The following is a 21469-nucleotide window of genomic DNA, read 5'->3' on the forward strand; positions in this document are numbered from 1 at the left end:
ATGCCACACAGCCTGTCCAGCGACCGGCGCACCGCCGTCGACGAGATCTTCGACCACCTGCGCGCCGAGATCGACGCCCTGCGCCTGCGCCCCGGCGACCGCATCTCCGAGGCCGAGATCGCCGCCCGCTTCGGCGTCTCGCGCCAGCCGGTGCGCGATGCCTTCACCCGGCTGGCCAATCTCGACCTGCTGCTGATCCGGCCGCAGCGCGCCACCGAGGTGAAGCGGTTCTCGGCCCGCGAGATCGAGAAGTCGCGCTTTGTCCGCGCCGCCGTCGAGGCCGAGGTGCTGCGCCGCGCCGCCCTGGCCGCCGCCGAGACCCAGGCCGCCGCCCGCCAGGCCCTGACCCAGGAACTCTCCCGCCAGCGCGCCGCCCTCGCCGCCGGCGACGCCCATGGCTTCAGCGCCCTCGACTACGCCTTCCACCACGCCCTCTGCACCATCGCCGGCGCCGCCTTCGCCTTCGAGGTGATCGCCGCCGAAAAGGCCAAGGTCGACCGCCTCTGCCTGCTCGGCCTCGCCAAACAGGACCGCATGCCCCAGCTCCTCGCAGACCACGAAGCCATCGCAAACGCCATCCTCCAAGGAGACCCCGAAACCGCCGTCGCCAACGGAATGAAACACCTCAAAAGACTCGACTCCACCCTCGAAAAAATAACCAAAGACAACGCTTCATACTTCGAAAATGAAAAGTGACAGGGCCGTCCGTCAGGCATGTTTAGCTCATATGGGCTTTACAATTGGGTCATATGATATAGATTCGGTTCTAAGGAGAATGAGATGGCCGTTGCAGACCGTATCCGCGAACCCGCCGAGATCAACGCCGTCGCGTTGAAGGCTTATGCCCGCGTCGTCGATCACTGGCGGCTGAGCCAGAAGGATGCCGCCGGGTTGGCGGATATGTCCGAGAGCACCTGGAAGCGCGCCCGGAAACCGGGGTTTGCCGGCGATCTGACCAAGGATCAATTGCTGCGCCTGAGTGCGGTAATCGGCATCTACAAGTCGCTCGAACTCTATTTTTCCGAGCCTCTGGCGCGAGCCTGGATGACACGGCCGAACACCGGGCCGCTGTTTGGCGGCCGCCGGCCGCTGGAGGCGGCGATCGAGGGCGGGCTGCCGCAGATCCTTGCCATCCGGACCTATCTCGACGCGCTGCGGGGCGGCGCATGAGGCGGCGGGAGATTTCCGACCGCGGCCTCACCCGTCTCTTGCCCGCCACCTATCACAAGCCGCCGGCCTTGCGCGGCCTTGTCGACAGCGACGATGAATTCGAGATCCTGGCCGAGATCGAGGGGTTGACCAGCGGTCGGCTGCAAGCCGAACGAGGCAGGAACCCGCATCTCGATCCGCGCGAACTTGCCTGGCGCCGGCGCAGCCGCGACCTGCGGATCTATGGCGACACCCATGTCAACGCGGCCTTTACCTATACCCGCGCCGGCGGCAACCGCTTCAATTCGGAGACACGCGGCGCCTGGTATTGTGCCTGGGATGTCATGGTGTCGGTCAGCGAAGTGGCCTGGCACCGCACCCGGGAGCTCGGCTACACCGGCTGTTTCGAGGACAGCGCGCGGTATGTCGAACTGCTGGCGGATTTCATCGGCGGCTTCGACGACATCACCGATCAGCCCGACCATCCGTCGCTGGCGGGGGATCCGGCGCGGGGCTATCCGGAGGGGCAGGCGCTGGCAGAGCGCCTGCGGCGGCAGGGCTCGCGCGGCTTGATCTATCCGTCGGTCCGGGCGCCGTCGCCGGGCGGAAACTGTCTGGTCTGTTTCGAGCCGAATGCGATCCAGAATGTCAGGCCCGGGGCCTCCTGGGATCTGGTCTGGGGCGGAACGCCGGAATATTCGGTGCGCGCGGTCGCCTGAGGGCGCCGGCGCACCTCGGGATCAGCTTGCCTTGGTCTTGGTCAGAACGAGGAAGGTCATCATGCCAAGCGGCGGCAGGGATTTTTGCACCTCCAGCGCCAGGTCCGGCTCTTTCAGCACGGTCTCGATCTCGAAATCGGAATGCCAGCCGAGGGTATTGGCAAAGGGCGCGACGATCCGTTCGAGATGCGCCAGCACCCCCTGGCTGCGCACGAAATGATTGGTAATGACGACCCGCCCGCCGGGTTTGAGCACGCGGGAAATTTCCGCCATCACCCGTTCGGGCTCGGGCACCACCGAGAGCACATGCATGGCGGCGACGGTATCGAAGGTCTCGTCGGGGAAATCGAGCTCGCGGGCGTCCATCTGCCGCAGCGCCGCCACATGGTCCAGCCGCATCCGCTCGACCCGGGCCTGGGCCTTGGCCAGCATGTCGTCGCTGAAATCGATGCCGGTGACCTGTAGATCGTCGCTGTACAGCGGCAGGGAGAGCCCGGTGCCGACCCCGACTTCGAGGACCGCTCCCGTCAGCGTGTTGATGAACTCCACTGCCCGGCGTCGGCCCACATTGGTCACGGCGCCGAAGGTGGTGTCATAGACCGGTGCCCACCGGGCATATGAGGATTGAACCGACTCGATATCCACTTACTTCTCCTGTTCGGTGCCCGGCCCGCGTTTTGGCGGCCGTTTGGTCGCCAGACACCATATTATGGTTGCGATATAGGCCAGGCAGAGCGCGACCAGCGTAACCCAAGCATAGGTCAGCACCGCTGCGCCGGCGATGGCGACGCCCAGCAGAAAGAACTTGGCCTTCCTGCGTGACACCCGCGCGGTCTTGAACGACCAGGTCGGGATCCGGCTGATCATCAGCAACCCGATCACTACCATATGCGCGCCGACAACGAAATCCGGCAGCAGCGCCGAGCCGGCAAAGGCGAAGGACACTGACATCGGCAGCAGCACCAGCAGCGCCGCCGCCGGCGAGGGCACGCCGGTAAAATAGGCGCTGGGCCCGCCAATGCCGGCATCGCGATCCGCATTGCTGCTGACGTTGAACCGGGCCAGCCGCAGGATGCAGCAGACCGCAAAGACCAGGACGGCGATCCAGCCGGCGCGGGTGTCCTGCAACGCCCAGAAATAGAGGACAAGCGGCGGCGCGACGCCGAAGTTTACCACATCGGCCAGCGAATCGAGCTCTGCCCCCATCTTGCTGTCGCTGCGCAGCAGGCGCGCGATCCGGCCGTCAAGGCCGTCCAGCACACCGGCCGCCAGGATCAGCTGTACCGCCAGCTCATAATTTCCCTCCACCCCGAACCGGATTGCCGACAGCCCGGCACAGAGACCGGCAATCGTCAGCATATTGGGCAACAGTTGTAACAGCGGCATGTCGGTGCCGGTCTTGCCCCGGGGGGCATTCATTGCGGGTCACCTGCACCTTCGGCGGCGGGCAGTTCGGCAAGCACGGTTTCGCCGGCGACCATGGTCTGGCCAAGGCTGACCAGCGGCGTCACGCCCGGCGGCAGATAGACGTCGAGCCGCGAGCCGAAGCGGATCAGGCCAAAGCGTTCGCCGGTCGCGGTCTGCGCCCCCGGTGCCACGAAGCAGACGATCCGCCGTGCCACCAGCCCGGCGATCTGCACCACCGCGATTTCCCGGCCATCGGACAGGCGGATGCACAGGCTGTTGCGTTCGTTGTGCTCGCTGGCCTTGTCGAGCGAGGCGTTGAAAAACTTGCCCGGGCGATAGGCGACCGCGGTGATCTCGCCGGCGATCGGAGCCCGGTTCACGTGACAGTTGAAGACGTTCATGAAGACGCTGACCCGGGTCAGCGGCCGGTCGCTCATCCCCAGTTCCTTCGGCGGCACCGCCGGTTCGATCAGCGAGATGATGCCATCCGCCGGGCTGACGATCAGCCCGGGCCGGTCAGGCGTCACCCGCTCCGGGTCGCGGAAGAAGTAGTAACACCAGACCGTCAGCCCGACGCCGATCCACCCGAGAATCGGGGTCAGCAGAAACAGGCCGGCGGTGATGAGGCCGAAGGTCGCAACAAATTTGAGGCCTTCCGGGTGCATCGGCTTGATGAAGGTACCAAGCATGTTCATAGCAATTTCCCTCGCGGCAATCCGAGGCCCTTCTTTTAGGGTGATTGTGCCTGAGTACAAGCGTCTTCCGGGCGGCGCGGCCCTAGCGCGTCGTGGAATCGCGCGCGCAACCGCCGGATTTCAGGGGTGTGGGCGATCAGAGGATCTGCCGGCCAGACAGGTCTCTGGCGGCGAAATCGATCAGGGCCCGGACCTTGCGCGGCAGCGCGCGGCCTTCGAGGTAGACCGCCCCGACCTGGCCGCTTTCGCCGACATGATCTTGCAACACGGCGACCACTTCACCGCTCTCCAGCGCGGCGCCGAGGGCAAAACGCGGCACATAGGCCAGCCCAAAGCCGCGCCCGGCCAGGGTGACGGCGGCCTTGGCGGAATTGACAAAGAACCGGCCGGTCACCGTGACCGCGATCTCGGAGCCGGCGTCGTGAAACAGCCAGCGGCGGGGCAGGCGGCGGTTGGTGTCGACGATGCAGGTGTGATCCGGCAGATCCTCGGGCCGACGCGGCGTGCCATATCGTGCGAGATAATCGGGGCTGGCGATCAGCACGCTGCGAAACGCGCCCAACCGACGGACCTTGAGCGAGGCCATGTCGAACCGGCCGAGGCGAAAGGCGACATCGATGCCTTCGGTCGCCAGATCGACGTAGCGATCGTCCAGCCGCAGATCCACGGTCAGACTGGGGTGCGCCGCGATGAAGCGGCTGAGCATGTCGACGACATAGACCTCGCCAAACGTGACCGGCGCCGAGATCCGCAGCGTGCCGGACAGCCCGCGCGAGGTCTCCGACACCGCGCTCAGCACGGCATCGAGATCGTCGAGCAGCGCCGGTGTCCGCGACAGGAGATCCTCGCCCGCCGAGGTCAGCCCGACCTTGCGCGTGGTGCGCTGAAACAGCCGGATGCCCAGGCGCCTCTCCAGCTCGGCCACGTATTTCGAGGTCAGCCGGTTCGATATGCCAAGCTGCTCTGCCGCACCGGTAAAGGATCCGGTCTGCGCGGTGGCGACAAAGGCGCGAAGCTGATCGATCAGATCCAAGGCAGCGAGTTTCCCAGCATAATTCAGAACATTTTGTGGATGGTCATTCCATACCTTCGCCATTTCATGGGTGTGGGGCAAGTCTTATCCTTGCATCACAACGCGCTGACGGGCCCCGCGCCCGGCCAGCCCAACCTTGCCAACGAAACTTTCGGAGATCTCGACATGACCCCCAACACCGTCTCGGCCGATTATGCGGCACTTCTTTTGCGCGTCACCAGTGGCGCGCTCTTCATCGCCCATGGCTGGATGAAGGTCAGCCTGTTCACAATCCCCGGCACGGTGGCCTTTTTCGAAAGTCTCGGCCTGCCCGGGGTCTTTGCCTATCTCACCATCCTTGGCGAGCTGGGCGGTGGCCTGGCGCTCATTCTCGGCGTGGCGACACGGCTGGTCTCGCTGCCGCTGATCGCTATCCTGATCGGGGCGATCTGGGCGCATGCGGGCAATGGCTGGACGTTTTCTAACGAAGGCGGCGGCTGGGAATTCCCGCTGTTCTGGGCCGTCGCGCAGGGCGCCATCGCGCTGCTCGGTGCCGGTGCGCTGGCCCTGAAACTGCCGGTGCTGGAACGCGGCCTCGGCAAATTCGCCTGATCCGGCAGCCAAGGCCGGGCGGCCGCCGTGGCGGCCCGGCGTCACACAGGAGACAACCCATGCAAACCCACAGCCTTGCGTCGCTTGCCGACCGTTTCGCCCCGAGCGCCCGGATGCCGGTGGTGTTTCTCGGCCATGGCAGCCCGATGAATGCCATCGAAGACACCGCGTTCAGTCGCGCCTGGAAGACCCTCGGCCAGAGCCTGCCACGGCCTGAGGCAATCCTCGTGGTCTCGGCGCATTGGATGACCCGCGGCACGACGCTGGTGGATGTTTCGGCCATGCCCCGGACGATCCATGATTTCTATGGCTTCCCCGAGGCGCTTTACGCCGAGCGCTACCCGGCGCCGGGCCAGCCGCAACTGGCGGCCGAAGTGGTGACCCTTCTCAAGAGCCATCGCGCGCAGGAAGATGACCGCTGGGGCCTCGATCACGGTGCCTGGGCGGTGCTGAAATTCCTCTACCCTGATGCCGATGTGCCGGTGTTTCAGGTCTCGATCGACATGGAGGCGCGTCTGGCGCATCAGCTCGAGATTGGCCGCATCCTGTCGGTGCTGCGCGATCGCGGCGTGCTGATCCTGGGATCGGGCAATGTGGTGCACAATCTGCGGGCCATGCGGCCCGGCGGCGCGCCACTCGATTTCGCCGAGGCCTTCGACGGGCTCTTCGCCGACCGTCTCACCGAGCGCGATTTCGCCGCGCTTGCCGATGCCCCGGGTCTTGGCCCGCTGTTGTCAGAGGCGCATCCGACGGTGGATCACTACCTGCCGGCGCTGACCATTGCCGGCGCGTCGGACAGCAACGACGATCTGACCTATATGACCGATGCGATCGATCTGGGGTCGGTCTCGATGCGGTCGTTCCTCTTTCACCCTCGGCAGACCGCAGCCTGACGCCGCCCAGACCCCCGCTTGCAGCGCCCGCCGCGATCCGATGCTCGGCGCGGAGAATACCTCAGAAGGAGCCCCGAGATGCCCACCACGCCCGCAGAGAACAAGGCCAACGCGATGGCGTTTTACGACCTGATGTTCAACCGGTGCCAGCCGCGCGCGGCGATCGAGCGCTATGTCGGCGACGTCTATATCCAGCACAATCCGCATGTCGGCGACGGCAAGGATGCCTTCATCGCCTATTTCGAGCGGATGGCGGCCGAGTATCCCGGCAAATCGGTCAGCTTCAAACGGGCCATCGCCGAGGATGACCTTGTTGTCCTGCATTGCCATCAGCTCTGGCCGGGCAGCGAGGATTATGCGGGTATCGACATCTTCCGCTTTGATGACGACGGCAAGGTGATCGAGCATTGGGATGTCTTGCAGGTCATCGGAGCCGGATCGAAGAACGACAACGGCCTGTTCTGACCCGACGGGCGTCTTCTCAGGTCGCGAGACGCAGCACCGCGAAACTGAGGCAGAGCCAGAGCCCGAAAGCGATCCTGTCATGGCGGCCCTGACCTGTGACCAGGGCAAAAACCAGCGCCGGAAGGCTGGCGCCCAGCACCAGCCACGGCAGCATCTGCCAACCGAGCCAGGCGCCGGCGGCGGCCATCAGCTTGGCATCGCCGAGGCCCAGCCCGTCGATCTTCCGCAGGCGGAAATAGGTCGCGCCAAGCGCCCAGAACACCGCAAAGCCTGCCGCCGCACCGATCGCGGCATCCAGCGGCGCCGGCCCGTGACCGGTGAGCGACAGACCGAGGCCGAGCAGCACAAGCGGCAGGGTCAGCGCATCGGGCAGACGGAATTGGCGCAGATCGATCCAGGCGAGCGCGGCGAGGCAGATCAGCAAAACGACATCGGAAATCAGGCTGACGAGAACAGGCGGCATAGTCCGGAAATAATTCCCGCAGTTTTTGAAACTTTTTTGCGCAGCCCTACGTAGCCTTTTTGTGCGCGACAATTTGCCCGCGCATCCCTCCGCGCGTTTCGCAGCGGACCATAACTATTAGGGAGTGAATTATGAAGAGCAATAATATGACGATCCGCACGGGGGTGGCAATCAGCCTTCTTGCGGTCGCCGCCACGGGCGCGATGGGTGCCTCGCACCGCGAAGCGCCCGCCATCACGCATTCACCCAAGGTTGATGGTACTGATTTTTACATGTTTCGCAGTTACGAGCCCGGCCGGCAGGGCTATGTGACCTTTATCGCAAACTATCAGCCGCTTCAGGCCCCTTACGGTGGCCCGAACTATTTCACCATGGACGAGGATGCGATCTATGAGATCCACGTCGACAATGATGGTGATGCGGTCGAAGATCTGACGTTCCAGTTCGATTTCGACAACATGCTGGGCGCCGGCGGCAACGGCATCGCGCTGACCATCGGCAATGTCGATGTCGCCATTCCGCTGAAGACGGCGGGGCAGGTGTCCGGCGCCGGCGATGCCACGGTGAACGAACAGGAGCGGTATTCGCTCAACGTCGTCACCGGCGACCGCCGTTCCGGGACCATCCGATCGATCACCTCGGGCGGCAATGACACCTTTGTCAAACCGCTGGATTACATCGGCGAAAAGACCTTTCCCGATTACGAGGCCTATGCCAACAGCTTTGTCTATGACATCGACATTCCCGGCTGTGCCACGCCCGGTCGTGCCTTTGCCGGCCAGCGCGAAGAGGCCTTTGCGGTGAACCTGGGCGAAATCTTCGACCTGGTGAACATGGTGCCGCTGGAAGGCTCGATCCCCAATGATCGCGCCAATGACGATCTGGTCGACCGGTTCAACATCACCTCGCTGGCATTGGAAGTGCCGATCGACTGTCTGGTCGGATCGGGCAATGGCGTGATCGGCGCCTGGACCACCTCGAGCCTGCCGCAGGCCGAAATCGAAGATCCCTCGCCGACCTATGAGGATCCCTCGATCTATGGCGGTGCCTGGGTGCAGCAATCGCGGCTGTCCAACCCGCTGGTCAACGAAGTTGTCATCGGTCTGCCTGACAAGGATCTGTTCAACGCGGCAGAGCCCACCCAAGACGGCGCGCTGGCAGTCTATGTGACCAACCCGACGCTGCCGGCACTGATCGATATCCTGTTCCGTCAGGCGCTGGGTGCCTCGAGCAATATCGCACCGTCGAACATTCCGCGCGATGACCTTGTCGCCACCTTCCTCACCGGTCTGCCGGGCTTCAACCAACAGGCCACGGTAACCGCGTCGGAAATGCTGCGGCTGAACACCGCCGTGCCGCCGACACCACAAAGCGCGCAACACCCCTATGGCGTTGTGGCCGAAGACCTTGCCGGCTTCCCCAATGGTCGCCGTCCGGGTGATGACGTGGTCGATGTCGCGCTGCGCGTGGCGATGGGTGCGCTGTGTCACGATGTGCCGCTGGGCGCCGAACTGGGCGTTGCCGGTGCGGTCGAAGACCAGCCGAGCGATTTCGTCAACCTCGGCTATTGCCAGCCGTCGGATGCGCCGGTGGGTGACGAGCCGTTCATCGACGGGGCGCCAATCGACGCGACCGAGATGCAGGCCGTGTTCCCCTATCTGAACACGCCGCTTCCCGGCGCCGAGAATTGAGCGGGGTGAGTGATGATGAGACGTAAACTCACCTGCGTGGCACTTGGTGCCGTGCTGCTTCTCGCCGCCTGTGAAGGCGATGGCGGAGGCGGCGACAGCCCCAGGGGCATTGCCACCCTCGGACAGGCCTTTGTGGATGCCTTCAATCAGATCCGCAATTCCACGCCTGTTGATGCGCAAAGCGTTAATCTGAAGCTGACGCCGAAGAAGACGCCTTTCAATCCCTGACGGAACAGCCCCCCTTGATCCGTCAGGCCAGACCCCCCGCGCCCCGGCGCGGGGGGTTTTTCATGGTTCGGCCGGCGCCTCAGTCGGCAGCGGCGCGTCGAACCGGCGCGAGATCAGCGCGACCGCCTTGCCCTCGAGATCGTTGCGCCGCTGGATCAGGCTCAGAAGCCGCACCCGCGCGGCGCCGCTCTCGGCCAGGATCTCGACCTCCCAGGCATGCGAGCCGAAACCAGTCAGCCCGGGCCGCAGCGCGCCAAGATCGGTCAGCAACTTGCGGGACACGAAGCCCTGCGACCGGCGGCGGAACAGCAACTGCGAGGCGATCCCGGGGTTCTGGAACAGAACCTCCATCAGCAGCGGGTCGGCGGTGTTGAGGTTGATCGTCGACGGCACCGGCAGGGCGGTGACATGCGGCGCGAGCCGGGCCAGCGTATCCGGCGCGATGCCCCGGGCTTCGAGATCGGAGAGGTCGCGGACCGCGCCGAGCAGGGCCACGAGTTCGGCAATGCGCCGGGCTTCGGCGGCGTCGATGTCGAGCCGCGTGGCGAGGCGCTGGAACAGCGTCTGCGGGCCGACGGCCGGCGCGGTGAGGAGATTGATATCGAATTTCGCCTGACGGTCGCGCACCTTCACCGAGAACCGTCCTTCCGGCAACGCGACCTCCTCCTGGATGACGCCGGCCCAGGGTTCGGCAAAGTGATCCTCCTCCGGGCCGGTGTCGAGATCCCGACGCAGCGCCGCCAGCACCGAAGCCTCGGCGCCAAGCGCGATCTGTTCGGCCTGCGCCAGTGCGGCGTGGCGGGCGACGATGTCCTGGCCGTCTTCCTGCTGGCGCAGCAACAACACCACCAGCCCCGACGTGATTGCCAGCACCACCAGCACATTGACCAGGGTGACCCCCGCCTCGCCGCGCCTCATCGGGTGGCTCCCGCCGGCATCGGAAACAGCCGGGTGACTTCGGCCACCTCGCCCCGCTGCGGGAGTTCGAGCCGCAGCGTGAGTTCCGCCGCCCGCGGGCTGGCCGAGGGCTCCGGCCAGGCGGTCTGCCAGCGGCGGGCGCCGTCGAGCAGCCGCCAGCGGGCCTCGCGCACGCCGGTCAGAAGGTGCTGCGGCGGGGTTTCGGGGCCGCGATGCACCTGCCGGGTGAGGGTGCCCTCCGCCAGCGCGATGCGCAGCGAAAGCGGAGCGTCGGTCGTGGCGCGCAGGAAAGTCAGCCCGTCCTCGTCCAGCACGGCAAAGCCCGGTGCGGCGGTGGCCAGATCGCGGCGCAGCACGGTCAGCGCGCGGTCGATCTCCTCGATCCGGTCAAGCCGGCCTTCGGTGCGGCGCTGCACGTTCAGGGTGGTGTCGAGCATGGTCAACCCGGCGACGCCGATCACCGACAGAATCGCCAGCGCCACGAGCATTTCGATCAGCGTCATGCCGGCGTCTGGGCGCGGCCTCATATCGAGGTGGAACCGATCAGGTTGATGTCACCTGCGCCCACCTCGAGCACCGCGAGGCCGCGTTCGACCAGGCCCGAGCTGAGGAAGCGATAGGGGCCGAGGACACCGGTAAAGCTCTCCTTTCGAGTCAGGCCCCGTTGGGTCTGCTTGCCGGTCTGGCCCAGTATCCGCATCAGTTCGGCCCCGTCATAGGCGAGCCCGGAGATGATGCCGGCGGGCTCGCCGGTCTGTTCTTCATAGGCGCGGGTAAACGCGGCGAAGCGCAGCGGATCGGGGGCGGCGAACCAGGCGCCACGCAGGGCGCGCACCGCTTCGAGATCGCGGGCCGCCCATTGGGTGGAGCCGAGGATCCGCGTGTCCTGACCCGCCAGGGCTTCGGCGAAGGGGATCAGGCTGGCCCCGGCCGAAGGCAGGTAGACGCCGTCGGGCAGGCCGCCGCCGGCTTGCAGTTCGGCCAGCGCCGTGCCCGGCGTGTCGGTGATGACCGGTGGACGCAGGGTGATGCCGAGCGCCTGGGCGATCGGCACCGCCTCGGCGGCGCTGCGGGCGCCAAGCGGTCCGGGCGGGGCGACGAGGGCGATTTCGCGGATATTCCGCTGTGCCGCGAGGGCAAAGACCGCGCGAGCGGATTGTGCCGGGGTGACGCCAAAGACAAAAGTGTTGCGACCGGCCAGCGTGGTGTCGTTCGACAGGGTGACAATCGGGATGTTGACAGCCGCGGCCACCGTCTTGGTCTGGGCCGAGAATACCGGGCCGATCAGGATGTTGGCGCCGGCCGCCTCGGCGGCCTTGGCGGCGATGACGGCGGTATCGGGCGACGAGCCACTGTCGCGGATTTCGATGCCGATGCCGGGGCCGCCCCCCAGCCGCACCGCCGCCTCGAGCCGCTTGCCGAGCTGCGCCTGTTCGCCGGTCAGCGGCAGCAAGATGGCGGCCTTGCCGGGGCCCTCGGTGGTGCCGCCGATTTCGCCCAGCCCGTCGAGCGAGGCACAGCCCGCCAGCCCGGCAAAGCCTGTGGTCAGGGCGAGGAAGCGGCGGCGGGAGGGGCGAAGGGGATCGGGCATTCGGGATTTTCCTGAGGGGTTGCGGCCTTGCTATCAGATCGAAGGTGGCGGGGCCATGCGCGGCCTCATCCGACCAGCGAATTGAGCTGCATGATCGGCATCAGGATGGCCAACACCAGCAGCATCACGATGCCGCCCATCACCAGCAGCACGCCGGGTTCGACCAGCGCCACCAGCGTCGCCACCGAGGCCTTGAGCTCGCGCGCCTGATCGCTGGCGGCGCGGTCGAGGCTTGCCCCCAACGTACCGCCGGCCTCGCCGCTGGCAATCATCGCAATCAACATGGGCGAGAAGATGCCGGCGCGTTTTGCCGCCGAAGAGAGCGCGGCGCCATCCTCGATCTCGCGGGTCATGGTGGCGATGCGGGCGCGCAAATGCAGGTTCGACACCGTGCCGGCGGCGGCGCGCAGCGCATCGGCCAGCGGCACGCCGCTTTGCAACAGCATCGCCAGGGTGCCGGTGAACTGCGCCGCATTGACCCGCTGCACCAGCCGTCGGGTCAGGCGCCCGGTGGCCAAAAGCCGGTGCCAGGCAGCGCGCGGCCCTGGCCGGCGCAGCAGCGCCAGCGTGCCCAGAACAAGCGGCAGGGCGATGGCGGCGATCATCGGGCCGAACCGTTGCAATCCTTCGGACAGGGCGATCAGAGAGCGGGTGAGCGCCGGAAGATCGGCGCCGCGGGCGGTAAAGACCCGCACGATATCGGGCACCACGAAGCCCAGAAGCGCCAGGATCACCCCGATCGAGACCACCGCCAGCAGCGCCGGATAGATCAGCGCCAGCTGGATGCTCTGGCGATTGCGCGATTGCGCCTCGATATGATCGGCGAGCTGGTTCATCACGTCCGACAGCCGCCCGGCACGTTCGCCCGCGCGCACCGAGGCGCGGTACGCCGGGCTGAAACTGGCCGGTTCGGCATCCAGCGCATCGGCCAGGCTCTGACCGTCCTGCACCGCGCTGCGCAGGTTCAGAAGGAACGAGGCGTCGCGCGGCTTGACCTGCTGGTCTGCGGTGATGCGCAGCGCATCGTCGATCCGCACTGAGGCGCCGATCAGCGTGGCGAGTTGCCGGGTGATCAGCGTCAGCCGGCGCAGCGACAGCTTGTGGCGAAACAGCGAGGTCCTGACACCGGCGCGCGCCCGCGTCGCCTCGACGCTGAGCGGCAGCAGGGCGCGGGCGCGCAACTGGGCGCGGGCCTCGGCGGCGCTGGCGGCGTCCAGCAGTCCCTTGGAACGTTTGCCGGCCTGGTCGACGGCGGTATAGAGAAAGGCCGACATCGGTCAGACCCTGTCCCGCACGGCGCGGGCGACGTCTTCGGCGCTGGTCAGCCCGGCTTTGATCTTGGCGATGCCGTCGTCGAGGATGCTGGTGCTGGCGCGGCGGGCCTCGGCGATCAGATCGGCCTCCGAGGCGCCATCGTGGATCATCTGCTCCAGGGTCGTGGTGCCTTCGACCACCTCGTAGATCGGCAGCCGGCCGCGATAGCCCTCTTGCGAACAGGCGTCACATCCCGGCGCGTGATAGGCCGGCGCGCCTTCCCGCATCGCATGGCCCAGCAGTGCCGCATCACGGGCGCTGAGCGGGTGCGGTTCGCGGCAGTCGGGGCAGAGCCGGCGCACCAGCCGCTGCGCCACCAGCCCGCGCAGCATCGGCGCCAGCAGATAGCGTTCGACCCCCATGTCGAGCAGCCGCGAGACCGCGCCGACGGCGGTGTTGGTGTGCAGGGTCGACAGGACGAGGTGGCCGGTCATTGCCGATTCCACCGCGATCTTGGCGGTTTCGGCATCGCGGATCTCGCCCACCATGATGACATCGGGATCCTGCCGCAGCAGGGCCCGCAGCCCGCGGGCAAAGGTCAGCCCGGTCTTGGCCTCGACCTGCATCTGGCCGACCCCGTCCATGGCATATTCGATCGGATCCTCGACCGTCAGAATATTGCGCGCCCGGTCGTTGAGATGCGAGAGCGCGGCATAAAGCGTCGTGGTCTTGCCCGAACCGGTCGGCCCGGTCACCAGCACCAGCCCTTCGGGCGAAGAAATCATCCGTTCGAAGCGCGCCCGGTCATCCTCGGACAGGCCCAGTGCGGGAATGCCCAGCCGGGTCTGGCCCCGGTCCAGCAGTCGCAGCACCACGCGTTCGCCATATTGCGACGGCAGGGTCGAGATCCGCACGTCAAGCGCATAGCCGCCAACCTTGAGCGACACCCGGCCATCCTGCGGCAGACGCTTTTCGGCGATGTCGAGCTTGCCCATGATCTTGAGCCGGCTGGTCAAGAGCGGCGCCAGCGCGCGGCGCGGCTCCAGAACCTCGCGCAGAGTGCCGTCGATCCGCAGCCGGACCACGAGGCGGGTTTCTTCCAGCTCGATATGCACGTCAGAGGCGTTTTCCTTGACCGCTTCGAGCAGCAGCGCATTGATCAGCCGCACCACCGGGGCATCGTCCTTCTGATCGAGCAGATCGTCGACCGAGGCGGCAGTCTCGGCCAGCGCGGTCAGATCGGTGTCATCCTCGGCGGCGATCTGCGCCGCCTGGGTGGCGGAATTGCTGTAGAGCCCCGAGAGCGCAGTGTCGAAGGCGGTGGCGTCGATCTGGCGAAAGGCGATGGCGCGGTTGGCACAGCGCTGCGCCTCGAGCAGTGCCGAGAGCGGCGCCTTGGCGAGATGGGCGCATTCCGGCGCGCCGTCGTCGGTGTCCAGCAGGATCACGCCGTGGCGGCGGGCAAAGCCATAATCGAGGCGGGCGGTCATTGCAGCGGCTCCAGCGCAAGGGTCAGGGTTACGGCGCCGGGGGTCAGGCGGCGAGCCATGTCAAGCTCGGCCACCTTCAACCCGTGCTCGTCGCGCAGGGCGGCAATCCATTGCAGCGCATCGTCGAATTGCAGCTCCGATACCGCGACGCGGAATTGCCGGCCCTCCGGTTCCAGCCGGGTGAGGGCGATGCCGGCGGCGGCGGCACTCTGGGTGATGCGCTGGCTGGGCGGGCGCGTATCGACCGGGGCGCTGTCCTGGCTGGCGGTGGTATTTGCCTGAGCGGCGACATGGATCAGCGCGTCGAGGCGGGCAATCTCGGCCGCGGTGGCGGCGCGTTCGGCCTCGAGCGGTTTCCACAGCATTTGCCAGATCAAGGCCGCCGGCAGCACGACCGCGGCCAGTCCGATCAGCAGCCGTTCGCGGCGCGAGAGCGAAGCGAAAGCGGAGATCATTGTGCGCTCCTCACGGTCAGGGTCATGCGGGCGCTGCCGCCGCCGGCGGTGACGGCCCCGGCAGCCACATCGAGAGCGGCGGCGCGCAGGGCGGCTTCGGCGGCCTGCAACACGTCGATTCCCTGGGCCTCGGCCTCGAGGGTGAGCGCTGCGTCGCGGCCCGACCAGTTGAGATTGGAGAGCTGCACCGGCGTCGCCGCCAGTGCCTCTGACGCCCGCGCCAGAACGGCGAGAAAGCCGGGCGCCTCCTGCCCGCCTGCCGCCAGGCGGCGATAGAGCAGCCGGGGGTCATCGGTGACGCGGGCGCCGGGGACATTGCGGGCCAGAAGCTCGGACGCCTCGGCGCGCAGGGTCTCGACGGTGGCGCGCTGGCGCTGAAGATCGGCAAAGGCGAGGCCGAGGTGCCCGGCGAGCGCCAGCAGGAGGGTAAGCGCCAGCGCGATGGCGGGCGCGCGCAGCCGTTGCGGCGGGGCGAAATCGCCTTGGCGCAGATTGGGCAAGGGGCCCGGCGCCGGCAGATCCTCGACGCTGCGGCGCTGCGCCGGAAGACCGGCGGGCAGCGCGGCGCCATAGCTGTCGATCGCCGGTCGGCTGGCAGCGGCCCAGAGTGCCGCCAGCATGTCGGCCCGGGCGCCAAAGCCGGTGCCGTCCGAGGCCCGCACCAGCACCAGATCGCCCTCGCGCCAGGCGATCCAGCCGCCGCCCTCGCCCTCGGCGGGCGCCGGCACCGGCAACAGGAAATGTTCCGGTGTCACCAGCGCGCCGTCCGCGGCATCGACGGCCAGCGTCATTGCCTCGCGCGACACCGCCGCGGCCAGCATGGCGCCATCGGCAGACGCCCCGCAGAGCGCGTGATGGATTTCGGCCTCGGGGCGGCCGATGTCTTCCTCGAGCGCATAGGGCAACGCCGCGAGCTTTTGTGCCTGTCCGCGCACCGGCAAATGCACCGTATGCAACGTGACGCTGAGTGCTGGAATTACGAATGCAGTTTTGCCGTGCAATCGCTTTGAAATTATTGCGTCCGGCAGGATGGTGCGCGGCAGGGAAATGCCGATCCCGGAGCCGCCAGCGGCGGCAGGCATAGCTTCATCGGCCGCCGGATTGACGGAGATTTCAGGATTAACGTCCTGTGAAGCCAGCATTTTTCGGTTCTCTCCACCCTTCGAGCGTGCTATGCTCTACTGTATCTCCTCCGCACGGTTTTTCTAACACCCAATTATAGATACGCTTATCGGGGAGAAAAGTTGCATGTTTGTAGTGCTCAATATGCGTCGCCGCAGACCAAAGCGCCGCCCGGGCCGGGCGTCCGACGCCGGCGTCACCTTGATCGAGATGATGGTCGTGCTGGTAATTATCGCGGTGGTGGCCGCGATGGTGGTGCCCAATGTCATTGGCCGCCCGGATGAGGCGCGGGTCACCGTGGCCGAAACCGACATCCGTTCGATCGCCAGCGCGCTGGAACTCTATCGGCTCGACAACCGGGTCTATCCTTCGACCGCGCAGGGGCTGGCGGCGCTGGTCGAGCGGCCGACGGCGGCGCCGGTGCCGCAGAACTGGGCGCAGGGCGGATATCTGGCGGCGATGCCGGCCGATCCCTGGGGCAACGACTACCTGTATCGTTCGCCGGGCGAAACCGGGGCCTTCGATCTCATCAGCCTCGGCGCCGATGGCCAGACCGGTGGCGACGGCGTGAACGCGGATATCGCACATGGAGTGCAAGTGAGCGCGAAATGACCCGGACGGCCCCCCAGACACGCCGCCCCGACGCGGGCGTCACCCTGATCGAGACGCTGGTGGTGCTGGCGATCATCGGCACGGCAGTCGGGGCGGCGATGCTGGCGATCCCACGGGGCACCGAGGCGCCCGGTGCCACCCGCGAGGCGCGGCTGTTGCAGGCGCGGCTGACCCGGGCGGTGGATGCCAGCCTCGAGACGCTGGCGCCGGTGCGGATGCTCTGGGATCCGACGGGTTACGTTTTCGAGGTCTGGGAGGATGACGGCTGGCAGGCGCATCCGGCGCCGGTGCTGGCGGCGCGGCACGGTTTTCCCGGCGGCGTCTCGCTCGAGGGGGAGGGCACGCTCAGCATCACCCCGGAGCTGCTGCCCCCCGAGGACGGGCCGCTGCGCCTGACCCTGCGTGGCGGCGCCCCGGCGGTGTTGCGGTTTGATGGCTTCGCGGCAATGCTGGAGGCCGGCACATGAGGCGTGACGACGGCTTTACCCTGATCGAGACGCTGGTTGCGCTGGCAGTTCTGGCCACCGGCGCGGTGGCGCTTCTCGGGGTGGTCGAGGATCACACCGGCCGGATCGCCGGGCTGGAAGACCGGGTCACCCTGCGCTGGGTGGCCGAAAACCGGCTGGCGGCGCGCCATCTCGGGCTCGAGGTGCAGCCGGCCTGGGATGCGGTCTTTGGCCGCCGGGCCGCGGTGACCGAGGCCGAGCGGACATTGACCGACGCCGGCCTTACCGAACGGATCGTGACGGTCGAGGGCGCGCGCGGCGGCGTCGTGCTGCGCGGCTATACCTGGTAGGAAAGGGAACGACATGACCGCAAGACAGCTCTGGGCCATGACCGCCCTTGTCTTTGCCGCCGCCCTGGCCAGCCTGGGCTGGCAAGCCAACGAGCGCGGCTGGCTGCGCCTTGCGCGGGTCTCGACCCTGCCGGCGGATATCCTGCGCCCGCTCGACACCGGCTCTGCGGTGGCGCCCGATATCGGCGCGATCCTCGCCTTTGCCCCCTTTGGCCGGCCCGACCGGGTGGTGGCCGAGAGCGACGCCCCGGCGAAACCGGCGCCGACCAAGGTGAACTTCGCCCTGCGCGGCATCCTCGCCTATGCCGACAAGGCGGTGTCGCGGGCCTTTATCTACGATGGCACCGACACCAATGCCTATCGCATCGGCGAGAGCGTCGAAGACGACGTTGTGCTGACCGACGTGCTGGCGGCTTCGGTGATTCTCAAGATAGACGGCACCGAGCACGAGCTGGGATTCGACGGTTTTATCCGCGACGACCTGATCGCTGGCCAGACCGCCCCGCCGACGGCCGATGTCACCGAGGTTGCCGAGGCGCCGAACGATCCGCTGGCGCGGCTGGCCGCCTCGCTGACTGCCGGGCGCGGCTCGCTCGATCTGCGCGAGGCGCCGCCGCCGGAAACCATCGACGATTACATCGACAAGTGGCGTGGCCGCATACAGCGCGACCCGGCCGAGGTGATGGAGACCATCGGCGTCGAACGCACCGACCGCGGCTATCGCATCAAGCCCGATCCCGACATCGGGGTGACGCTGGCAGGGTTGCAACCGGGTGACATTGTCACGCGGCTTAACGGTCAAGCGGTCGGTAACATTGACAAAGACCGCCAACTTTATGACCAAGTAGCAGCGGCGGGAGTGGCACGGTTGGAAGTCGAGCGTTCAGGAGAAACGCTGCTGATGACCTTCTCGCTGAGATAAGGGAAGGCAATGCGGGCAGTCTGGCAGGTTTTTTACGCGGTGGCGCTTGTCTCGACCTTGGTCGTGGCGCTGCTCGCCGGTGGGCCGCTGATGGCTCAGGAGGACGATGGCGAGACCTTCGTCGTCAACCTTCGCAATACCGAGATCACCGTTCTTGCCGAACAGGTCTCCGAGATCACCGGCCGTACCCTGGTCATCGATCCGGGGCTTCAGGGGCCGGTCACCGTGGTCTCGGCCGAACCGCTGACCCGGGCCGGGGTCTGGGCGCTGTTTCAGTCGATCCTGCGGGTGCGCGGCTTTACCGCCGTCGAAAGCGGCGTCATCTGGGAGGTGATCCCCGAGGCCGAGGCCCGCGCCAAAGGCGGCACGCTGAGCGGCGCCAACGAGGCCGGTTCGCAGGATGTGGTGACCCGGCTGCTGCCGCTCGACCGTCTGCCCTCGGAGGAGGCGGTGCGGGTGCTGCGGCCGCTGGTGGCCGAGAGCGGCTATATCGAGGCGCTGAGCGATCCGAATGCGATCATCGTGTCCGACGCCCGTGCCAATGTCGACCGGATCGCCGCCATCGCCGCCACCTTCGACAGCCCCGAGAGCCTCAAGACCGAGGTGGTCCGCTTTACCTTTGCCGAGGCCGCGACGGTGGCGACGGCGATCACCGAAGTGCTTGGCTCGGCCGGCACCGGTGCGCGGATCTCGGTCGATCCGCAGGCCAATGCGCTTCTGGTGCGCGGCAGCGATGCCGAACTCACCGAAATCCGGCTGCTGGCCGAGAGCCTTGACCGGGCGCCGCGTTCGAGCCCGCAAGAGGTGTTGCGCACTCATATCTATCAGTTGAAATTCGCCGATGCCGAAGCTGTGGCCGAGATCGTCACCAACACGATCCGCGGCGGCGCCGATCTGGCCAATCCGGTGGCCGATGCCGAGGCCTCGGGCGCGCCGGTGCAGCCCGGGGCGGTTACCGAGGTTTCGGTGCAGCCCTCGCCGGAAACCAACGCGGTGGTGATCCGCGGCACGGAACGCCAGGTCGCCGAGGTGACGCAACTCGTCGACGCGCTCGACAAGCGGCGGGCGCAGGTGGTGATCGAGGCGGCAATCGTCGAGGTCTCGGGCGAGGTCGCCGACCGGATCGGCACCCAGCTTGGCATCGGGCCGGATCTGCCGCAGGGGGTCTTTGCCAGCACCTCCTTCGACAGCGGCGGTGCGCCGCTTTCGGCGGTGTTGACCGCGCTTGGCGTGGCGCCGGCCGGGGCGCTGGCCTCTGGCCTGACGTTGGCCGGCACGGTCGATGATTTCGGCATCCTGGTGCAGGCGCTGTCGCAATCCTCGCGCGCCAACCTGCTGTCGACGCCGTCGATCACCACGATGGACAACCGCGCCGCGTCGATCGTGGTGGGGCAGAACGTGCCGTTCCGCACCGGCTCTTTCGCCACCGACGGCAATACCGCCGAACCCTTTACCACCATCGAACGCCGCGATGTCGGCATCACCATGGAGGTGCTGCCGCGGGTCACTGCCGGCGGGGTTGTCCGGCTGGACATCACCCAGGAGGTGTCGTCGCTGGTCAATACCAACGTGCAGGGCGCCGCCGATCTGATCACCAACCGACGGGTGATCGAAACCACGGTGCAGGCCCGCGATGGCGGCACGGTGGTGCTGGGCGGGTTGATCACCGATGACAGCCAGGCGCTCGACAGCAAGGTGCCGGGGCTGGGGGATGCGCCGCTGGTGGGGCGTCTGTTCCGCTCGAAGAACCGTCAGCAGACCCGCCGCACGCTGTTTGTCTTCATGCGGCCGACGGTGATCGACAGCGAATACAAGATGAAAGACGTGGCGCAGAAGCGCTATCAACGGCTGCGCAAGGCCGATGCCGACGAACTGCCGCGCAATCTGTTGAAATCGCGCAAGGTCAAGCGGATCCCGTTGGAGATCGACGGGCTGTACTGAGCGCCGGTCTAGGCGGCGAACATGTGACGCCGGCCCACCGCCGACGGCACGACCCGGCTTTCGCCAAATGCTTCGACAAGCTTGTGGGTTGCCCGCCAGCCGGTGCAATGCCCGGGCACGAAAATCTGCAAGTCGAACTGGCGCAGGTCCTCGACGGTTTGCGGAATGATGGATTCGCAATAGGGGCCGGAGAGGTGAAATCCGCCCATGACGCCGTAAAGCGGCACCGGGTCAAAGACCTCGCGGGCGTGGTGCAGCACATTGACCACGCCGGCATGTGAACAGGCGGTGAAAACCACGATGCCGCGATCTCGGACATGCACCGCAACGAAGCGTTCGTCGAGGATCAGCTCATCCGGCTGCCAGCTGCCATCGGCGGCAAGCCGGACCTGGCCCAGCAACCCCTTTTCGTATGACGTCACCCGCGGGATCTCGCCGCTGAGGTAGAACAGGTCGTCCAACAGCAGCTGTGGATCATCGTTCAACGACACCTGTCCGCCGGCCGCCTCGAGTTTTTCGGTCGAGGGCACCTTGGCAAACGGCAGAAGGCTGCCGTCGGCGCGCTGCATGGCGCGATCGACAAACATGCCCCTATTGGCGTAGATCGGGGTTGTGCCGCCGGACTTGGCATCGGAAATGAGCCGCAAGGCCGCGATCATGCCGCCGACGTGATCCCAGTGGCCATGCGAGAAGACCGCCGCATCGATCACCGCCAGATCCACGCCCAACCGGTTGCTGTTCCGGTCGACGCCATAATCTTCGGGCCCGGAATCAAAGAGCATCGTTCGTTGCGTGTCCCCCGACCGGGCCGAAACGATCAGCGACAGCCCCCATTGTGCGCAGCACAGGCACCGCCCCGACAATTCCTGCGCGCCGGCGCGCAGAACATTGGGAATTTCCGCCGTAACATTGTCCGGGACCGTCGATAGGATATCGCTGACATTGTCGACAAGAACGAGGACGTCGCAGGCATCTACAGGTTTCAGTTCCATGGTGATCCCTCCCTGACGGGGACAGGATACCACAGGCCCGCG

26 protein-coding genes are annotated in these 21469 nt (G+C 66.7%); 13 read left to right on the forward strand and 13 right to left on the reverse strand.

The features are described from left to right. From AC0J5K_RS17475 to AC0J5K_RS17485, 3 genes are all read left to right on the forward strand, one after another. Positions 1 to 696, forward strand: a complete 696-nt coding sequence (locus AC0J5K_RS17475; RefSeq protein ID WP_420398590.1) for a GntR family transcriptional regulator — start codon at positions 1 to 3, stop codon at positions 694 to 696. A gap of 84 nt (positions 697 to 780) precedes the next feature. Continuing rightward, the gene (locus AC0J5K_RS17480) at positions 781 to 1170 is read left to right on the forward strand and encodes an MbcA/ParS/Xre antitoxin family protein (RefSeq protein ID WP_048534288.1); all 390 of its coding nucleotides are present in this window, start codon (positions 781 to 783) and stop codon (positions 1168 to 1170) included. Continuing rightward, positions 1167 to 1868, forward strand: a complete 702-nt coding sequence (locus tag AC0J5K_RS17485; RefSeq protein ID WP_074839324.1) for an RES family NAD+ phosphorylase — start codon at positions 1167 to 1169, stop codon at positions 1866 to 1868. The genes AC0J5K_RS17480 and AC0J5K_RS17485 overlap by 4 nt, the downstream gene beginning before the upstream one ends. Positions 1869 to 1889: 21 nt before the next feature. Here AC0J5K_RS17485 and AC0J5K_RS17490 read toward each other — a convergent pair whose 3' ends face one another. The 4 genes from AC0J5K_RS17490 to AC0J5K_RS17505 form a co-directional block, all read right to left on the reverse strand. After that, positions 1890 to 2513: a class I SAM-dependent methyltransferase gene (locus tag AC0J5K_RS17490; protein WP_274565386.1), complete on the reverse strand. Its 624-nt coding sequence runs from the start codon at positions 2511 to 2513 to the stop codon at positions 1890 to 1892. Continuing rightward, on the reverse strand, positions 2514 to 3287 hold the full coding sequence (gene pssA / locus AC0J5K_RS17495; protein WP_048534292.1) for a CDP-diacylglycerol--serine O-phosphatidyltransferase: 774 nt from the start codon (positions 3285 to 3287) through the stop codon (positions 2514 to 2516). Continuing rightward, a complete protein-coding gene (locus tag AC0J5K_RS17500; RefSeq protein WP_274565385.1) occupies positions 3284 to 3970 on the reverse strand; it encodes a phosphatidylserine decarboxylase in 687 nt (228 codons plus the stop codon). Before AC0J5K_RS17500 ends, pssA begins: the two co-directional genes overlap by 4 nt. A 136-nt stretch (positions 3971 to 4106) precedes the next feature. Beyond that, positions 4107 to 5003: a LysR family transcriptional regulator gene (locus tag AC0J5K_RS17505; RefSeq protein ID WP_274565384.1), complete on the reverse strand. Its 897-nt coding sequence runs from the start codon at positions 5001 to 5003 to the stop codon at positions 4107 to 4109. Positions 5004 to 5168: 165 nt separating this feature from the next. Here AC0J5K_RS17505 and AC0J5K_RS17510 point away from each other — a divergent pair, with 165 nt between their 5' ends. The 3 genes from AC0J5K_RS17510 (at position 5169) to AC0J5K_RS17520 (ending at position 6952) form a co-directional block, all read left to right on the forward strand. Beyond that, positions 5169 to 5594 (forward strand): DoxX family protein, encoded by a 426-nt coding sequence (locus AC0J5K_RS17510; RefSeq protein WP_274565383.1) that lies wholly within the window; start codon positions 5169 to 5171, stop codon positions 5592 to 5594. Between the two features lie 59 nt (positions 5595 to 5653). Next, positions 5654 to 6487 carry a 4,5-DOPA-extradiol-dioxygenase gene (gene ygiD, locus AC0J5K_RS17515; protein WP_274565382.1) on the forward strand — a complete coding sequence of 278 codons (834 nt, stop codon included), beginning with the start codon at positions 5654 to 5656 and terminating at the stop codon, positions 6485 to 6487. A 78-nt stretch (positions 6488 to 6565) separates the two neighbouring features. Next, positions 6566 to 6952 carry a nuclear transport factor 2 family protein gene (locus AC0J5K_RS17520; protein ID WP_274565381.1) on the forward strand — a complete coding sequence of 129 codons (387 nt, stop codon included), beginning with the start codon at positions 6566 to 6568 and terminating at the stop codon, positions 6950 to 6952. 16 nt (positions 6953 to 6968) lie between these two features. On the opposite strand, the gene AC0J5K_RS17525 is transcribed toward AC0J5K_RS17520, so the two are convergent. After that, positions 6969 to 7415: a prepilin peptidase gene (locus AC0J5K_RS17525; protein ID WP_074839313.1), complete on the reverse strand. Its 447-nt coding sequence runs from the start codon at positions 7413 to 7415 to the stop codon at positions 6969 to 6971. A 146-nt stretch (positions 7416 to 7561) separates the two neighbouring features. Here AC0J5K_RS17525 and AC0J5K_RS17530 point away from each other — a divergent pair, with 146 nt between their 5' ends. Further along, positions 7562 to 9106: a DUF4331 domain-containing protein gene (locus AC0J5K_RS17530; protein ID WP_048534300.1), complete on the forward strand. Its 1545-nt coding sequence runs from the start codon at positions 7562 to 7564 to the stop codon at positions 9104 to 9106. Positions 9107 to 9121: 15 nt separating this feature from the next. Next, the gene (locus tag AC0J5K_RS17535) at positions 9122 to 9334 is read left to right on the forward strand and encodes a hypothetical protein (RefSeq protein ID WP_139211515.1); all 213 of its coding nucleotides are present in this window, start codon (positions 9122 to 9124) and stop codon (positions 9332 to 9334) included. A gap of 60 nt (positions 9335 to 9394) precedes the next feature. Here the strand turns inward: AC0J5K_RS17535 and AC0J5K_RS17540 are convergent, their stop codons facing one another. From AC0J5K_RS17540 to gspL, 7 genes are all read right to left on the reverse strand, one after another. Continuing rightward, positions 9395 to 10252, reverse strand: coding sequence for a type II secretion system minor pseudopilin (locus tag AC0J5K_RS17540; RefSeq protein WP_274565380.1), 858 nt, complete (start codon positions 10250 to 10252; stop codon positions 9395 to 9397). Then, a complete protein-coding gene (locus AC0J5K_RS17545; protein ID WP_274565379.1) occupies positions 10249 to 10779 on the reverse strand; it encodes a type II secretion system protein GspJ in 531 nt (176 codons plus the stop codon). The genes AC0J5K_RS17540 and AC0J5K_RS17545 overlap by 4 nt, the downstream gene beginning before the upstream one ends. Further along, positions 10776 to 11843: an ABC transporter substrate-binding protein gene (locus AC0J5K_RS17550; protein WP_274565378.1), complete on the reverse strand. Its 1068-nt coding sequence runs from the start codon at positions 11841 to 11843 to the stop codon at positions 10776 to 10778. Before AC0J5K_RS17550 ends, AC0J5K_RS17545 begins: the two co-directional genes overlap by 4 nt. A gap of 65 nt (positions 11844 to 11908) precedes the next feature. Continuing rightward, positions 11909 to 13117 (reverse strand): type II secretion system F family protein, encoded by a 1209-nt coding sequence (locus AC0J5K_RS17555; RefSeq protein WP_074839304.1) that lies wholly within the window; start codon positions 13115 to 13117, stop codon positions 11909 to 11911. 3 nt (positions 13118 to 13120) lie between these two features. After that, positions 13121 to 14587 (reverse strand): GspE/PulE family protein, encoded by a 1467-nt coding sequence (locus tag AC0J5K_RS17560; RefSeq protein ID WP_048534308.1) that lies wholly within the window; start codon positions 14585 to 14587, stop codon positions 13121 to 13123. Then, a complete protein-coding gene (gene gspM / locus AC0J5K_RS17565; RefSeq protein WP_074839298.1) occupies positions 14584 to 15042 on the reverse strand; it encodes a type II secretion system protein GspM in 459 nt (152 codons plus the stop codon). The genes AC0J5K_RS17560 and gspM overlap by 4 nt, the downstream gene beginning before the upstream one ends. After that, a complete protein-coding gene (gene gspL, locus AC0J5K_RS17570) occupies positions 15039 to 16184 on the reverse strand; it encodes a type II secretion system protein GspL (RefSeq protein ID WP_473009889.1) in 1146 nt (381 codons plus the stop codon). Before gspL ends, gspM begins: the two co-directional genes overlap by 4 nt. 106 nt (positions 16185 to 16290) lie before the next feature. Here gspL and gspG point away from each other — a divergent pair, with 106 nt between their 5' ends. The 5 genes from gspG to gspD are packed head-to-tail and all read left to right on the forward strand — an operon-like array spanning position 16291 to position 20435. Next, positions 16291 to 16776 (forward strand): type II secretion system major pseudopilin GspG, encoded by a 486-nt coding sequence (gene gspG / locus AC0J5K_RS17575; protein WP_083416155.1) that lies wholly within the window; start codon positions 16291 to 16293, stop codon positions 16774 to 16776. Then, entirely contained in the window at positions 16773 to 17243 is a 471-nt protein-coding gene (locus AC0J5K_RS17580; protein WP_048534313.1) for a type II secretion system protein, read from the forward strand. The genes gspG and AC0J5K_RS17580 overlap by 4 nt, the downstream gene beginning before the upstream one ends. Then, positions 17240 to 17572 carry a type II secretion system minor pseudopilin GspI gene (gene gspI, locus AC0J5K_RS17585; RefSeq protein WP_053083396.1) on the forward strand — a complete coding sequence of 111 codons (333 nt, stop codon included), beginning with the start codon at positions 17240 to 17242 and terminating at the stop codon, positions 17570 to 17572. The genes AC0J5K_RS17580 and gspI overlap by 4 nt, the downstream gene beginning before the upstream one ends. A 13-nt stretch (positions 17573 to 17585) precedes the next feature. Next, entirely contained in the window at positions 17586 to 18494 is a 909-nt protein-coding gene (locus AC0J5K_RS17590; protein ID WP_074839293.1) for a type II secretion system protein N, read from the forward strand. 9 nt (positions 18495 to 18503) lie between these two features. Next, positions 18504 to 20435: a type II secretion system secretin GspD gene (gene gspD / locus AC0J5K_RS17595; protein ID WP_048534315.1), complete on the forward strand. Its 1932-nt coding sequence runs from the start codon at positions 18504 to 18506 to the stop codon at positions 20433 to 20435. 8 nt (positions 20436 to 20443) lie between these two features. On the opposite strand, the gene AC0J5K_RS17600 is transcribed toward gspD, so the two are convergent. Further along, positions 20444 to 21427, reverse strand: a complete 984-nt coding sequence (locus tag AC0J5K_RS17600; protein WP_274565377.1) for an MBL fold metallo-hydrolase — start codon at positions 21425 to 21427, stop codon at positions 20444 to 20446. Positions 21428 to 21469: the final 42 nt, after the last annotated feature.

Source organism: Marinovum sp. E3 (genome assembly GCF_055755275.1).